The sequence below is a fragment of the Streptosporangium sp. NPDC049248 genome (assembly GCF_040678965.1).
Taxonomy (GTDB): domain Bacteria; phylum Actinomycetota; class Actinomycetes; order Streptosporangiales; family Streptosporangiaceae; genus Streptosporangium; species Streptosporangium fukuiense.
This window is the reverse complement of the sequence record NZ_JBFAQY010000001.1, coordinates 579,937-594,592: the sequence shown is the minus strand read 5'-3', so window position 1 is coordinate 594,592 and position 14,656 is coordinate 579,937. Positions and strand designations below refer to the sequence as shown.

14 protein-coding genes are annotated in these 14,656 nt (G+C 71.2%); 5 read left to right on the top strand and 9 right to left on the bottom strand.

Annotated elements, in window-relative coordinates:
• Positions 1-12 precede the first annotated feature (12 nt).
• Positions 13-1,113: a glycosyltransferase gene (locus tag AB0K21_RS02780; RefSeq protein ID WP_364147290.1), complete on the top strand. Its 1,101-nt coding sequence runs from the start codon at positions 13-15 to the stop codon at positions 1,111-1,113.
• Positions 1,098-1,835, top strand: a complete 738-nt coding sequence (locus AB0K21_RS02775; protein WP_343980379.1) for an acetoacetate decarboxylase family protein — start codon at positions 1,098-1,100, stop codon at positions 1,833-1,835. The genes AB0K21_RS02780 and AB0K21_RS02775 overlap by 16 nt, the downstream gene beginning before the upstream one ends.
• 230 nt (positions 1,836-2,065) lie before the next feature.
• Here the strand turns inward: AB0K21_RS02775 and AB0K21_RS02770 are convergent, their stop codons facing one another.
• From AB0K21_RS02770 to AB0K21_RS02735, 8 genes are all read right to left on the bottom strand, one after another.
• Positions 2,066-2,998 carry a ribonuclease Z gene (locus AB0K21_RS02770; protein WP_343980382.1) on the bottom strand — a complete coding sequence of 311 codons (933 nt, stop codon included), beginning with the start codon at positions 2,996-2,998 and terminating at the stop codon, positions 2,066-2,068.
• Positions 2,999-3,086: 88 nt separating this feature from the next.
• Positions 3,087-3,962, bottom strand: a complete 876-nt coding sequence (locus tag AB0K21_RS02765; RefSeq protein ID WP_343980385.1) for a sugar kinase — start codon at positions 3,960-3,962, stop codon at positions 3,087-3,089.
• Positions 3,963-3,974: 12 nt separating this feature from the next.
• Positions 3,975-4,856: a glycosyltransferase gene (locus AB0K21_RS02760; protein ID WP_343980403.1), complete on the bottom strand. Its 882-nt coding sequence runs from the start codon at positions 4,854-4,856 to the stop codon at positions 3,975-3,977.
• Between the two features lie 196 nt (positions 4,857-5,052).
• Positions 5,053-5,820, bottom strand: coding sequence for a CDP-alcohol phosphatidyltransferase family protein (locus AB0K21_RS02755; RefSeq protein WP_343980387.1), 768 nt, complete (start codon positions 5,818-5,820; stop codon positions 5,053-5,055).
• A complete protein-coding gene (locus AB0K21_RS02750) occupies positions 5,798-6,838 on the bottom strand; it encodes an iron-containing alcohol dehydrogenase family protein (protein WP_030907485.1) in 1,041 nt (346 codons plus the stop codon). The genes AB0K21_RS02755 and AB0K21_RS02750 overlap by 23 nt, the downstream gene beginning before the upstream one ends.
• Positions 6,839-6,843: 5 nt before the next feature.
• A complete protein-coding gene (locus AB0K21_RS02745; RefSeq protein WP_030907488.1) occupies positions 6,844-7,578 on the bottom strand; it encodes a phosphocholine cytidylyltransferase family protein in 735 nt (244 codons plus the stop codon).
• A 106-nt stretch (positions 7,579-7,684) separates the two neighbouring features.
• Entirely contained in the window at positions 7,685-8,308 is a 624-nt protein-coding gene (locus AB0K21_RS02740) for a DUF5941 domain-containing protein (protein WP_343980393.1), read from the bottom strand.
• A gap of 169 nt (positions 8,309-8,477) precedes the next feature.
• Positions 8,478-10,106 (bottom strand): CDP-alcohol phosphatidyltransferase family protein, encoded by a 1,629-nt coding sequence (locus AB0K21_RS02735; protein ID WP_364147282.1) that lies wholly within the window; start codon positions 10,104-10,106, stop codon positions 8,478-8,480.
• A gap of 155 nt (positions 10,107-10,261) precedes the next feature.
• On the opposite strand from AB0K21_RS02735, the gene AB0K21_RS02730 reads away from it, so the two are divergent.
• A complete protein-coding gene (locus AB0K21_RS02730) occupies positions 10,262-11,614 on the top strand; it encodes a bifunctional cytidylyltransferase/SDR family oxidoreductase (RefSeq protein ID WP_364147279.1) in 1,353 nt (450 codons plus the stop codon).
• Between the two features lie 25 nt (positions 11,615-11,639).
• Here the strand turns inward: AB0K21_RS02730 and AB0K21_RS02725 are convergent, their stop codons facing one another.
• Positions 11,640-12,659 (bottom strand): glycosyltransferase family 2 protein, encoded by a 1,020-nt coding sequence (locus AB0K21_RS02725; protein WP_364147606.1) that lies wholly within the window; start codon positions 12,657-12,659, stop codon positions 11,640-11,642.
• A 66-nt stretch (positions 12,660-12,725) separates the two neighbouring features.
• Between AB0K21_RS02725 and AB0K21_RS02720 the strand changes: the two genes are divergently transcribed.
• Together AB0K21_RS02720 and AB0K21_RS02715 are read left to right on the top strand one after the other, a co-directional pair.
• Positions 12,726-14,228: an LCP family protein gene (locus AB0K21_RS02720; RefSeq protein WP_364147276.1), complete on the top strand. Its 1,503-nt coding sequence runs from the start codon at positions 12,726-12,728 to the stop codon at positions 14,226-14,228.
• A gap of 57 nt (positions 14,229-14,285) precedes the next feature.
• Positions 14,286-14,654 carry an STAS domain-containing protein gene (locus tag AB0K21_RS02715; protein ID WP_343981205.1) on the top strand — a complete coding sequence of 123 codons (369 nt, stop codon included), beginning with the start codon at positions 14,286-14,288 and terminating at the stop codon, positions 14,652-14,654.
• Positions 14,655-14,656 lie beyond the last annotated feature (2 nt).

The following is a 14,656-nucleotide window of genomic DNA, read 5'->3' as shown; positions in this document are numbered from 1 at the left end:
CAGCATCGGCATATGCGGGTATGCGTCGCGACAATCGTTCATCATCCAGAAGACGCCCGGATCGCGCATCGGCAGATCCGGGCGCTTCTCGACGCCGGGCACGACATCACCTACGTCGCCCCCTTCACCGACTGCAACGTCACCCCGGATCCGCGGATCCGGGCGATCGACGTGCCCCGGGCGATCGGCAACCACCGCAGGCGCGCGCTGAAGGCCGCCAGGGGAGCTCTCAGCCGCGGGGTCGAGGGCGCCGACCTGCTGATCGTGTACGACCCGGAACTGCTCTCCCGCCTGCCCAGGCGCCGCCCCGCCACCGTCTGGGACGTACGCGGTGAAGCCGGCGCCACATCCCCGCGCCGGGTGCTGCCCTCGCCGGCACGCCGGGCCGAGGCCCGAGCGGAACACCGGCTGCGCCTCATCCTGGCCGACGACTCCTACCGGGACCGCTTCTCCCTGCCCCACCCGGTCGTCCCCGACACCGCCTGCGTACCCGAGAACCCGCCCGCGCGGCCCGGCCGTGACCGGGTGGTCCACATCGGTCACCTCTCCGAGGCGGGAGGCGTGGCCGAGCTGATCGAGACGGCCAGGCGGCTGCTCCCCCACGGGATCAGGCTCGACCTGATCGGCTCCGCCGACGCCGGGGTCAGGCCGCTGCTCCGGGACGCGCAGCGGGAGGGCCTGCTCGACTGGTACGGCTACGTGCCCAACCGGCACGCGCTGCGGATGGCCGAGGGGGCGATCGCCGGGCTGTCGCTCCCGCGCGACGCGCCCGGTCGCCGGCCCGTACCGGCCAAGATCATCGACTACATGTCCCGGGGCGTCCCCGTGGTCACCACGCCGCTGCCCGCCGGTGCCGCCCTGGTCGAGCGCACCGGCTGCGGGGTCGTCGTGCCCTTCGGCGACGTCGGGGCGGTGGCGCGCACGGTGCTGGCGCTGCGGGACGATCCCACCGGTGCCGCGGAGATGGGCGGGCGCGGCCACGCCGAGGCCCTGGCCCACCACAACTGGCCGGACCACGCGGGCGCGTTCGTCGGGCAGCTGGAGGAATGGGCGGGCAGACCGGTGACGTCCGGCCTGGAGATTGGTCTACTGGAGGCATGGCACGCCATCTGATTCAGGGGCGCGAGATCGCCATGCCGGTCCGCGTCCGAGACGCCATGGTCTGCGGCGCCTCCTATCTGGTCCGGGCGGACGCCGCACGGGCCGTGATCGCCTACTCCCACCTCGACGTCGCCGAGGTGCTGCCCGGCAAGGCCCTGTGCACGCTGATGTTCGCCGACTACCGCGACGGCGATTTGGGCCCCTACCACGAGTTCGGCATCGCCTTCCTGGCCAGGCCACCCGGCGCGGACCACGCCCCCGGCGGCGGACTGCGCGCGAACCTGTCCGAGCTACGCAGGACCGGCGCCGGGGCGTTCGTCCACTGGCTCCCGGTCGACCAGGGCCTCACCCTGGAGGCGGGCCGCACGATCTGGGGTTTCCCCAAGGAACTGGCCGACATCGACCTGCGCACGTCCTCCCCCTACAAGCGGTGCATCCTGCGTAAGGACGGCCGCCTGGTGCTGGACCTGCTGATCAAACCCGGCGTCCCGGTGCCGGGCACCGGCATGATGACCGCCCTCGACGCCTACAGTCACTCAGACGGCGTCACCCGCCGCATCCCGTGGTCGATGTCCCCCCACGGCATCCGCACCCGCCCCGGCGGCGCCCTGATCCGCCTGGGCAACCACCCGATCGCCAAGGAACTGAGCGAACTCGGCCTGCCCAAACGAGCCCTGGCCACGGCCACGGTCTCCCACATGGCCATGACCTTCAACGAGGCCAAGGAGCCCTAGTACCGCGAAGGCCCGGATTGGGGAGTTCCACGCCCCCGCGACAGGCCCGGTCGGCTCACTCGGGTCGGCAGGCACGAGGTGAACACGGCGACCGGCGTACCGCGACCGGGTGTTCACACCTCCAGCCTGTCCGCTCGCCGTGACCTTCGCACCATGAACGATCACCTGGACCTGGGAACCGCCCCGGACCGAGGCCCCGGCAACCTGATGCCCGCGGCCTGGCCCGGTGTTCACGGTCGTCTGCGGGGCGGGACCGGGATGCGGTCGAGGTCGTGGGCGACGACGACGTCGCCACGGAACACGGCGGCCGCCTGGTCGGCGAAGCGGTGCTCGTCCTCGGCGCGGTACCGCTCGGAGAAATGGGTGAGGACCAGCCGCCGGACGCCGGCCTCGGCGGCGACCCTGGCGGCCTGGCCGGCGGTGAGGTGGCCGTAGTCACGGGCCAGCGCGGCGTCCTCGTCCAGGAAGGTCGACTCGATGACCAGCAGGTCCACCCCGTCGGCCAACTCGAAGACCGGGTCGCAGAGGCGGGTGTCCATGATGAGGGCGAACCGCTGCCCGGGGCGATGCACGCTGCACTCGCCCAGGGTCACCACCGTACCGTCCGGAGCGGTGACCTGGCCGTCCTCCCGCAGCCGGCGGATGGCGAGGCCGTGCACGCCTCGGGCCGCGAGTTCGTCCGGCAGCATGGTGATGCCGTCGGGCTCGACCAGGCGATAGCCGTACGCCTCCACCGGATGGTCGAGCCGGCGGGCCGTCAGGGTGAACGGCGCGTCGGCGGTGTCGAGTTCCACCGCGGAGCCGCCGAGCGGCTGCTCGCGGATCCGGATGGTGTCGTGGAAGATCGTCGCGTGCCGCAGCCGCTCCCAGTAGAGCGCACCGCTGGCGGGGAAGGCCGCGTTCGCCTCGGCCACCCCGTCACGTGACATCCGCTGGACGATTCCCGGCACTCCGAGGCAGTGGTCGCCGTGGAAATGGGTCAGGCAGATCCAGTCGATGTCGTGCACGCTGAGCCCGGCGTGGATCATCTGCCGCTGCGTACCCTCTCCCGGGTCGAACAGCAGGCCCTGTCCGTCCCAGTGCAGCAGATAGCCGTTGTGATTACGGGTACGGGTGGGAACCGCACTGGCGGAACCGAGCACAACGATCTCACGTGCGGACATACGTCAATGATCACTCAACGGAGGGCGGCGAGCGACCCGATAACGACCGGGTGAACGGCTCCGGCCCACTGGCGGGTCGGGTACGGAGTCAGCCGTCGAGTTCCAGCAGGGGCAGCTCGGCCCTGGTCGGGAGGCCCTGCCAGTCGCTGGGGCCGGACGAGGCGAAGGCCGCGAGCAGGAACCCGCGGCGCAGCCGGTCGGTCGGGTGCAGTCCCTCCAGCGCCGCGCTGAGATAGCCCGCGACGAAGGCGTCCCCTGAGCCGTTGGGATCGACCACCGGCGCGGAGACGCCGGCGGCGTCATGACGGACGCCGTCGACCCGGACGCTCGCCCCCCGGGCACCGCGTATCACGATGACCTCGCGGTCTCCGGCGAGCGCGGGCTTGACCAGGTCGAGCTCGCTCTGCCGGACGAACAGCACGTCCGCCGAGCAGGCCAGCACGCTGAGAGTCTCCTCGGCCTCCCGCAGGTCGGGCCAGAGCTGGTCGTGGTAGTCGATCGCCACCGAGACGGGGACCCTCGCGGTCCGCGCGGCCCGTACCGCGGCGTGCATGGCGTCGCGCGCGCTCAGCGCGGCGGTGATCCCGCTGACGTGCAGGACGCGCGAGGCCGCGACCCGGTCGACGGGAACGTTCCCCTGGGCGAGCCTGGCGCCCGTGCGGTAGTAGGTGACCCTGGCGGCCTGACCGAGCCTCGTCTCCTTCAGGAGCATCCCGGTCGGCGATCCCTCGTCCACCCGGGTGTCGGAGACGTCCACCCCCTCGCCGCGCAGCACGGTGAGGATCCTGGACCCCAGCTCGTCACCGCCGACCTTGCCCAGCCAGCTCACCCGGTGGCCGAGCCTGGACAGCCCGATCGCGACGTTGAACTCGGCTCCGGCGACGTCCAGCCTGGCCTCGTGCTCATGGCGGATCCGGCCGCTGGTGACCACGCCGAAGGCCTCGCCGAGGGTGTAGACGTCCATACCGGACCGGACTCAGACGATCGGCGGGCGGCCGAGGCGCAGCATGCGCCAGGCGGTCTTCCAGCCCATCGGGCGGCGCTCCCCCGCGGGTTCCCTGAGCCCCTCGCCGAAGCCCTTGAACCAGGCGCGCAGGGCGGGCCCCGAGCGCTCGCGGATCAGGGTCAGCACGCTCCAGTTGAGCAGGTAGAGCGTCGCGAGCACCCAGGGAAGGTTGCGGCGGGCCAGCCAGACCCGGTTGCGGGCGTTGAGCCGGTAGAAGTCGGTGTGCCTGGTCGGCGGGACCTGCGGGTGGTACATGACCGTCTTGGCGTCGTACTCGATGCGGTAGCCCTCGCCGAGGAGCCGCCAGGCCAGGTCGGTCTCCTCATGGGCGTAGAAGAAGCGCTCGGGAAGCCCGCCGACCTGGAGGAACGCCGACCTGCGGATGGCGCACGCGCCGCCCAGGAAGGTGGTGACCGGGGAGGATCGCTCGGGGTCGCCCGCCCGCAGGCGGGGAACGTGGCGGCGCTGGCCGATGCCGCCGTCGGGGTCCTTCACCCGGAAGGAGACGACCGCGAGGTCGTGCTCGGTGGAGAAGCGCTCCCGCAGGTGGGAGACGAGCCACTGGTCGGCGTACCAGCCGTCGTCGTCGAGGAAGAGGACGACATCGCCCGTGCACTCCTCGACGCCGCGGTTGCGGCCTGCGGGAATGCCCGTGTTGTGGCTCAGCCGCACGCTTCTGATCGAGGCCGAGGACCCTTCGGGCACGGTGGCCGACAACTCGGGGACATCGGTGCCGTTACCGACGATGACCACCTCGACGTCGCCGTCGACCTGGTTCAGCGCGGACTCGACCGCCCGGTCCAGCTCTGGGATCCGGTTGCCCATGGTGAGGATGACGCACGAGATCTTCAACGGGTCATCGCCTTGACGCGTCGAAAGCACGTACGGAGCATACGTTCATGATCACCGAGTCTGCTGGATCGGGCAATTCTGGCGGGGTCAATGCTTCCTTGTTTACCGGGAAACAAGCGTATCGGAACCGTCGGCGAACACCTGCCAAACAGTAAGGTGTTCGCACCTACGACGCGCCCGGACGCCATCCGGTTCCTCATGAAAGCCGCCTGGACGCCAGAATACTGATCAGATGCAGAATCATCTGCAGCACCGCGACGACCACGCAGGCCACCACGAGCACCCTCGTCGCGGCCGACCCTCCGTTGATCGCGTCCCAGATCGCCGCGACCACGACGAGGAGGGACAGCTCGACCGCCTGCACGATCCGGTGGAACCTCAGCGCCGCGGCGGCCTTACGCGCCAGGCCCAGACCGCGCGACTGGAAGTGCTCGGCCGAGGCCTCGCTCGCCGCGACCAGCCCGGAGCGGGCGCGGGCCACGTCGACCAGGTCGGTCTCCGCCTTGATCAGAATGGCGCCGAGCGCGGCGGCGAAACCCGCCACGGTGTACCAGTCGGGCAGGATCTCCGACGCCCGGAACCCCAGCCCGATGAGCAGGGCGGCCTCGGCGAAGTAGTGGCCGACCCGGTCGAGGTAGACACCGGTGATGGAGGTGCGCCGGGTCCAGCGGGCCAGCTCGCCGTCGGAACAGTCGAGCAGCAGGTAGAGCTGGACCAGCAGTGCCGCCAGCACGGCGGCCCAGAGGCCGGGCAGCGCGAGCACCGCTCCGGCCAGCAGCCCGGTGAGGATCATCAGCCAGGTGGTCTGGTTGGGCGTGATCGGCGTCTTGGCGAGGAACCAGGTGACGTAGATCGACAACTTGCGCATGTAGAGCACGCCGGCCCAGTGCTCGCCGCTGTTGCGTTCCATGGTCGAGTGCGGCTGGGCCACCGCACGGAGCTCAGCGACCGACGGCCCGGACATAATCCTCCACCCGATCGCGAATCTCCGGTTCCGACAGACGCAGGTGCTCAAGGATCGTGTAGCGGCCGGGACGGGTGGCCGGCGCCAGCATGACCGCCTCGGTGAACTGGGCCGCGGTCAGCCCCACGTCGGTGGGGCTGACCGGCAGCTCATGCCCGCGCAGGCAGTCGACGACCTGGTTGAGCCTCCGTGAGTCCTCGCGGAGGAAGAAGCAGAACGCGGCACCTATCCCGGCGAGCTCGCCGTGGTTGGAGGTGCCGGGAAAAAGCTGATCCACGGCATGCAGGATCTCATGGTCTCCGCCACTCGAAGGACGGGAAGATCCGGCGACCACCATCGACATGCCCGACAGGATGAGCGCCTCGGCCAGCACGGTCAGGAACGCGTCGGCCTCGATCGAGTCGGCCCTGCCGATCACCGCCTCCGCCGCGGTGCGGGCCATCGCGCAGGCCAGGCCGTCGATCGGCTCGCCGCGCTCGCTCGCGCCGAGCTGCCAGTCCTCGATCGCCGAGAGGTTGCTGACCACGTCGCCGACCCCGGAACGGACCAGCGAGGCGGGCGCGTCGTGGACGAAATCGAGATCCACCATGATGGCCAGCGGCATGGGCACACCGAAGGAGCCCTTGCCGCCGTCATGCGTCAGCGAGGCCACCGGCGAGCAGATCCCGTCGTGCGACAGGTTCGTGGCCACCGCCACCATCGGGATCCCGGCCAGCGACGCGGCGTACTTGGTCACGTCGATGGTCTTGCCGCCGCCGATGCCCACGACCGCCTCGTACGCGCCCTTGCGCAGCTCGGCGCCGAGCGAGACCGCCTCGTCCACCGAGCCGTCGGGGACCCGGAAGAACCTGGCCTCGTCGAGTGAGGGAGCGATCACCGAGGTGATCCGGTCTCCCTGGCCCGGCCCCACCGCCACCGCCACCCGCCCGGAGGTCGCCACCCGGCTGTCCGCCAGCAACGATCCGAGCTGGGCGATCGCGCCCCGGCGCACCTCCATGGACAGGGGGGCCGGGAGCATCCTGGCTAGTATCGGCACGCGATCTCCCGCGCCTTGGCGAGGTCGTCGTGGTTGTCTACTTCGACCCACGGAACGTCGCCGATCGGGGCGACCGCGATCTTCTCGCCTCGGGCGACGAGCTCCTGGTAGCCGTCCTCGTAGTAGAGCTGCGGGTCGCGCTCGAAGGTGGCCTGGAGGGCGTCGGCGAGGCGCTCACCGATGCCGGGACGGATGAGCGTGGCGCCGATGTACTCACCGGCGGCCTCGGCCGGGTCCATCAGCTTGGTGATCAGCCGCAGGTGACGGCCGCCGTCGAGGGTGACCTTCATCTCCTCGTCGGCGAGCTTCTTGACGTCGTCGACCGCGAGCAGGATGTCGGTGGTCGCGGGCGCGGAGAGCAGCGTCTCCTCCACCGAGACGGGGTGCACCGTGTCACCGTTGACCAGGAGCACACCCTGGTCGAAGTAGTCGCGCGCGCACCACAGGGAGTAGGCGTTGTTCCACTCCTCGGCCTTGTCGTTGTGCACGAGGGTGAGCTTCACGCCGTGCCGCCGCTCCAGCTCGGCCTTGCGTTCGTGTACGGCCTGTGCCTGGTAGCCGACGATGACCACGACATCGCGGAGATCGGCCGCCGCGAGGTTGCGCAGCGAGATGTCCATGATCGTGGTGTCGCCGTCGACCGGCACGAGCGCCTTGGGCAGCGTGTCCGTGTACGGCCGCAGACGCCGTCCGGCCCCGGCGGCCAGCACCATTCCCAGCAACGCGCACTCCTCATTCGGGTGAGAGCCTCCCGGCGGGCACTCCTAGGCCCCAAAGGTTAGTTGCCTTCAGGCCCTGATCGTGTAATCGAGGGTTTGCCGGGCGTTCTCAATCGTGTGCGCCGAGGTCGGCCGCGTCCATCCCGAACCTCGGGGCGGCCAGCCAGCAGGTGATGCTCTCCCAGCCGAAAAGGCACCACAGGTACAGCGAGAGCAGCACGAACATCAGCGTGACCTGCCCGGCGAGGCCGCCGAGGGCGACCAGCAGCATCCTGCCGTCCCAGCCGAGGCCGGATGTGGCCAGCCAGGTCGGCGGGTAGACCCGCTGCCGGAGGCGGTAGACGACGTCGTAGTGATGGAAGGCCATCGCGCCGAGCAGCAGGAGGATCAACCACGGCGGCACGTCGTGCGCGAAACCCACCGAGGCCACGAAGCCGTACTCGGTGAGGCGCAGGATCGGCGGCACCAGCCAGTCGAGCCGGCCGTCGTGCGGGTGGGAGCTGCCCGGACCGGCGAGCAGCAGCGCCACCGCGGGGGCGAAGACCGCCGGCCCGTCGGTGCCTGCCACGCCGACCAGCAGCAGCACCCCGGTCACGAACATCCCGACGATGGCGGGCGGCAGCGGCGGTAGCTGCCCGGCGACCAGCGCGCCCATGGCCCTCGACGGCACCCCGTCGTCCCGGTAGGCGACCACGGCACTACGCGGCACCGGCGCCATATGCACAGAAACCATGATCACATCCGTTCTTCCAGCCGCCCCGCGGAAATCCCGACCGTTCCTGCCCGCCCCGCGACGGACACCGCCTGCCCCCTGGCAGGCCGACTCGGCGGGAGCCGCCGCCCCGGGCTCTTCCGTCCCGTGGCGGGTCCACCCCGCCCTGCCGCCCGCCCGTCGTCTCCGGTCACCGGCTCAACGACCTGCCCATCCGGCCCGCGAGGGTGTAGGTCGCGGCGATCCCGCCCCAGACCAGCAGCGCGACGAAGGTCACCCGGGCGTTGAAGAGGGCGGCGGTCACCGCGATCAGAGCCATCCGCTCTCCGATGGGCAGCACGATGATCTTCTTGAACCAGCGGGTGGGGGACGCCTTCTCCATGGTCCGCGAGAGCCGCACGATCGCGTTGCCCATGCCCGGCCCGCCGCCGTCCCCGGCCGCTCTCCCGGTGTCCTGCCCGGCCCCGCCGTCCGCGGCCCGCACGGCACCGGCACCCGCCGGCGCGGCTCGCCGCTCCGGCTCGCGGAGCGGCACCGGCCGTCTGGCGTCGTCGGCCGGGTCGCCCAGCGAGCCCGGTGTCCTGGCCCAGGCCGCGCCCACCCGGGCCGCGTCGCCGCGCGCCCCCGCGTACGAGAAATCGATCATGTGCCGGAGTAGTTGCAGGATCATCGCGGCCACCGCGAGCCCCCAGATGCCGTCGGGTCCGCCGCCGGTGGCGTCCAGCCCGGCCGCGTACCCGAAGGCGAGGCCCACGTAGACGGCGTACTCCTTGACCCGGTCGAAGGTGGCGTCCAGCCAGGCCCCGAACGGTGAGAAGGCACGGGTGTAGCGGGCGAGCTGGCCGTCGACGCAGTCGAGCACGAACGACAGGTAGAGCAGTACCGCCCCGGCGATCAGAGCCTGCCGGGTGCCCGTGGAGAACCAGATCGCGGCGAGCGCGGCCAGGCCGACGGACATGCCGGTGATCGCGTTCGGCGTCAGGCCGAGTCCGGCGGCGAGCTTCACCAGGTGTCTGGACCAGGAGCTCACCCCGTACGTGGCGAAGAAGCCGTCGTTGGTCTTGACCGCGCCGTCCAGCCGGGCCTCGGCCTCGTCGACCTCCGCCAGCCTCGGCACCGCCGAGTCCACGTCCGCCTGCTCGACCATCCGGTCGCCGTGCAGCCGGCCGAGCCCGGCCGCGCGCACCGGGACACCGGCGCGGACCAGGCCGACCAGGAGCAGCTGCGGGGCCTCGCCGCCCTCCATCGGGCCGAAGCCGCCCGCCTCGGCGAGCTCGGCGAGCGCCTCGGCGGCCTCGGCGAGGCGCGTCAGGTCGGACACGCCCACCTGGAGCGCGCCCCTGAAGGTGCCGCCCGCCTCGCCCACCTCGTGGAAGGAGGTGCCCGCGGCCACCACGTTCCCGCCGTCGATCCTGACCGGCGGGCGTGACGGCCCCGGCGCGGCCCCGTCGGCCTCGCTCACCAGTGCGCGGGTGTCACGGGCCGGATGCTCGGTGAGCATGGCCAGCGCCTCGGTGTGCGCCACCAGGTCACCGGCGACCAGCAGCACGGGGCCGATGGACGAGCGGGCCACCTTCGCCACCCTGCGCAGGTCGTCGGCGAGCCCCCGTGACCCCTCGGCCCCGATCATGTGGGTGCCGCCGGGCGCGTGGATGATGTCGCTGGAGCGGGCCACCAGGTGCACCTCACGCACCGAGAGTGTGGCAAGCTGTCCGGTCAGCCTGTCGAGTAGCGTTCCGGCGGGACAGCGCAGCGCGGACGCCTCGGTGGTGGCGAGCACGACCGCGGCCGTCTGGGAGGTGGCGTGAGAGTCAGGCAATCCGGGCTCCTTCGTATCCGACGGGATCACCGTACGAATCGGGGAGTGCGCACTCAGGGTAGCTAGATCTTGACGGGATAGCACGGGAGCGCGCCGGACGATCAGGTACGCACCCATTACGCTCGCCATATCCGAACTGTCAAAGGAATCTGGTCTTGGCCGAACGTGAACCGCGTCTTCGAACCGTCGGAGTGGTCCTGGCAGGCGGCGTCGGCCGGCGCGTCGGCCTCGGCACCCCCAAGCAGCTGCTGGAGGTGGCGGGCCGGACGATCCTGGAGCACACCCTCGCCCTGTTCGAGGAGGCACCGGAGATCGACGAGGTCATCGTGCTGATGGCGCCCGGCTTCACCGGGGAGGTGGAGCGGATCGTCGAGCGGAACGGCTTCGCGAAGGTCTCTCAGGTCCTGGAGGGCGGCCAGAGCCGCCCGGAGACCACCTGGCGGGCGCTGCGGGCCCTGGGGCCGCAGGAGTGCGACGTGCTGCTGCACGACGCCGTGCGCCCGCTGGCGGACAGGAGGATCATCGCCGACTGCGTCGAGGCGCTGAGGACCTGCTCGGCCGTCGAGGTGGCGATCCCGAGCTCCGACACGATCGTGGTGACCTCGCAGGGGCCGGACGGGGAGATCGTCCGTGACGTCCCCGACCGCGCCACCCTGCGCCGCGTCCAGACCCCGCAGTGCTTCCGGCTCTCGGTGATCCGCGAGGCGTACCAGCGGGCCTTCGCCGACCCCGGCTTCGGCGACCGGCCGCCCACCGACGACTGCGGCGTGCTGCTGCGCTACCTGCCCGACGTGCCGATCCACGTGGTGACCGGCAGCGAGCGGAACATGAAGGTCACCCACCCGGTGGACCTCCTGATCGCCGACACGCTCCTGCGGCTCGCCGCGAGCGACGTTCCCGCCGCCTCGGCCCTCGCCCTGCGCGAGGCGATGGAGGGCAGGACCGTGGTGGTCTTCGGCGCGGGCGCCGAGGTGGCGGAGCTGGCCGGAGAGTACGGCGCCCGCGTGTTCCGCTTCCCCGGGCCGTCCGGCCTCCCCGGGGCGCTCGAAGGGGTGCGCGTCGAGGACCCCGGCGCCGTGACCGACGCGCTCGCCCACGCCGCCAAGGAGGCGGGCGGGATCGACTACGTGGTCAACGCCCCCGGAGCCGCGCCCTCTGGCCGGCTCGACGCGGTGGACGACACCGCGATCGCCGAGAGCGTGAACGTGCACCACCTGGGCCCGGTCAACATCGCCAGGGCCGCCCTCCCCCATCTTCGCGAGACCCGGGGCCATCTGCTGTTCCACGCCCCCGCCCGGGTCGAGGGCGCCGATGACGGCCTGCGCTCCGCCGCGGGTGCCGCGGTGGCCGGTCTGACCCGGGCGCTGGCGGGGGAATGGGCCTGCTGCGGGGTGCGGGTCAACTGCGTCGTCCCCGGGCGGAGCGACGCCCCGCGCACCGTCGCCCGCACCTCGCTGGACGTGCTCGCCTCCGGTGTCACCGGTCAGGTGGTCGACGCCCGCCCCTGACCGGTTCCCGCCTCGGTGAAGTGGGTCAGCCCGGCTTGCCGAGCCTTCTCGGACTGGTCAGAAAACCCCAGCCCCACGACATGTGCATGGTGACGTAGACCAGCGGCAGCCGGATGAGCGCCTGAGCCGGTAGGCCGCTGCCGGTGACCGCGGAGCCGGCCAGGATCGCCGCCAGGTAGCCGCCGGGGATCAGCAGGCCCGGCCAGAGGAAGGGGGAGACCACCAGGCCGGCGAGGATGGCCAGCACGGCCAGCGGCGGCGCCAGGTAGCGCAGGTTGATCGTGCCCTCGTGGGTGCGGGCGACCACCCTGCGCCAGCGTCCGTAGTGGAAGTACTGCTTGGCGAGGGCCTTGAGGTTGGGCCTCGGCCGGTAGGAGACGCGCATCCGGGGCTGGAACCAGACCAGGCCGCCCGTCTCGCGGATGCGGTGGTTCATCTCCCAGTCCTGGGCCCGCTGGAAGTGCTCGTCGTAACCGCCGACCCGCTCCAGCGCCTCCCGGCGGAACACGCCGAGGTAGACCGTGTCGGCCGGGCCCGCGGTGCCGCCGGTGTGGAACCTGGCGCCGCCGACACCGATCTTGGAGGTCATCGCGCGGGCCACGGCCTGCTCGAACGGCGTGACGCCCTCGGCGGCCATGATGCCGCCCACGTTGTCCGCGCCGGTCTCCTCAAGGGTCTCGACCGCGACCCGGAGGTAGTCGTCGGGGAGCATCGCGTGGCCGTCCACCCTGGCGATGATCTTGTTGCTCGACGCGGCGATGGCGGCGTTGAGCGCGTTGGGAGTGCGGCCCGTGGGGTTGGGGACCACGATCACACGGGGGTCGGCGGCGGCGATCTCGTCGGCGACTTCCTGGGTGCGGTCGCGGGAGGGGCCGATCGCGAGGACGACCTCGATCGGTCCTTCGTACCGCTGCGACAACACCTGGCGCACCGCCTCCCGCAGATGGCGCTCCTCGTTCAGCACCGGGATGACGATGGAGATCGGAGGCCAGACACGTGTCTCGGAAGACGACGCCGGCGCGGGCGAGTCGGGGAACTGCTTCATGGCGTCGCTCACGCTACTGTACGAACGGGTACCTCATCGACCCAGCAGGAGCCTAGGGGGCCATGCATGCGTGACCCGCATGAGGATTCGGGTGTGCACGTGGGCGGCGACGCCTACGGCAGCGTCCGATTGAACCCGAGACGTGACCGCAGGTCAGCCAGGGGTGCCCGCACCAGGCGACGCGGTCTCGTCATCGCGGGCACGCTCTCGTGCCTGGTCCTGGGCAGCTCCGGAGTGACCTGGGCGCTGACGAACTACGCGACGACAAAGATCAAGTCGGTCGACGCGGGGCTGCAGGAGTCGCGGCCGAGCACCGGCGCGATGAACATCCTGGTGGTCGGCGTCGACAGGCGCGACGATCTCACCCGCAAGCAGCAGAACCAGCTCAAGCTGGGCCGCGAGAGCGGCGAGCGCACCGACACCATGATGGTGATCCACCTGTCGGAGGACCACCGCAGGGTCACCGTGGTCAGCCTCCCCCGCGACACCTGGACGACGATCCCCGGCAAGGGCCAGCACAAGATCAACGCGGCCTACCAGCTCGGCGGCCCGAAGCTCGCGACACGCACGGTGCAGGCGGCCACCGGCCTGACCCTCCACCACTACGTCGAGGTCAACGTGCTCGGCTTCATCAACGTGGTCGACGCGCTCGGCGGCATCTCGGTCTGCACACCGGTCCCGATCAACGACCCGAAGACCGCGCTCAACCTGGAGCCGGGCACCTACTCCTTCGACGGCGTCAAGGCCCTCTCCTACGCCCGCACCCGCGCCACCGCCCGCTCCGACCTGGACCGCATCGACCGCCAGCAACAGGTGATCTCCGCGCTGCTGAACCAGGCACTGAGCGGCGACACGCTCACCAACCCGATCAGGCTGGCCTCGTTCGTCGACACCGCCCTCGACACGGTCCGGGTGGACGACGCGCTCCGCAAGGACCTGCTCGGCCTGGCCGACCAGCTCAAGGACGTCTCCACGGACGACGTGGCCTTCGCCACGGTCCCGCTCGCCGACGTCGACTACCGGACGCCGACCGGCGAGTCCGCGGTGCTCTGGGACAAGGATGCGGCCAAGGAGCTGTTCCGCCGGATCGCCGCCGACGAGACGCTCGTCAAACCGACCAAACCCGCCAAGTCCACGCCCACCCCGAGCGCCTCGGCCTCCCCCTCGGCTCCCGCGCTGACCGTACCGCCCGCGCGGATCTCCCTCCGGGTTCTCAACGGCACCACGATCAAGGGGCTGGGCGCGCAGACCAGGGCCGAGCTGCAGAAGGTCGGATTCCTGGTGCCGGAGACGGCCGGCAACACCCCGCAGAAGGGCTTCGAGAGGACGGTCGTCCGGTACGGCCCGGGCCGCGAGGACTCGGCGCGCACCGTCGCCGCCGCGCTGCCCGGCGCGGAGTCGCGCCAGGTGGAGAGCCTCGGTGACGCGATCGAGGTGGTCGTCGGCCTGAAACACGAGCCGCCGAAGAAGGTCACCGTGAAGGAGTCGGCCGCACCGGCGACTCCGACCGCCTCCCCTTCGGCGACCCCGGCGGCGAGGACGGCCACGGAGAACATCTGCAAAAAGTGACTTATACGCATAACAATCTTCGGCCAGGGCAGTCAGCGAGGCACGGAGGTGATGACCGTGATCTCAACATTCGACGTTCAGACATGGCGCAGCGGCCCCTGCGCGGTCGTGCGGGCGACAGGCGAGCTTGACCTGGCCGTCGCTCCCCGGCTGCGCGCGGAGATCGACCGCGTCCTGGACGGCGCCGGCGTCCCGGGCCTGGTGGTCGACCTGACCAAGGTGCCGTTCTGCGACTCGGTGGGGCTGGGCGTCCTGGTGGGCACCCTCACCCGGCTCAGGGAGGCCCACTGCCGCCTCATCCTGGTGGTGGGCCCCGGCATGATCACCCACCTGCTGACGATCACCAATCTCGACCGGCACTTCGAGGTACGCGGCAGCCTGCGCGAGGCGCTGGACGCGCTGGCCCCAAGCCACTCGCCGAACTGAAT